Origin of the sequence: Pantoea sp. GM_Pan_3 (assembly GCF_026541045.1) — a bacterium.
Taxonomy (GTDB): domain Bacteria; phylum Pseudomonadota; class Gammaproteobacteria; order Enterobacterales; family Enterobacteriaceae; genus Pantoea; species Pantoea anthophila.
On sequence record NZ_JALNVA010000018.1, the window covers coordinates 1 to 357 of the forward strand.

The window sequence follows — 357 nt, forward strand, 5'->3', positions numbered from 1 at the left end:
ACGCTGCAGACTGTAAGCATTTGAGAGACTCGGACATGTCGTCATTTCATTCTTATTACGGAGAATGAACGCGCCATGTCGTTTCAATTTTCAGCTTGTTCCGGATTGTTAAAGAGCAAATATCTCAGACGCGTCTCCCTGCTCGCGCAGCGGAAACGGTTTTGAGATACTGTATGGAGACACCTTTCACCTGTCACCAAGCAGGTGGCGTCCCCTAGGGGATTCGAACCCCTGTTGCCGCCGTGAAAGGGCGGAGTCCTAACCGCTAGACGAAGGGGACACGATAGTGTCACGACTTCGCAGCCGTCCTGCTCATTACTTTTTTATCAGACAATCTGTGTGAGCACTGCGCGGGAA

The 357-nt window shown here is 51.3% G+C and carries 1 tRNA gene; it reads right to left on the bottom strand.

The features are described 5' to 3' along the window. Positions 1-205: 205 nt before the first annotated feature. Positions 206-280: transfer RNA gene (locus OXR04_RS21520), tRNA-Glu, on the bottom strand. Positions 281-357 lie beyond the last annotated feature (77 nt).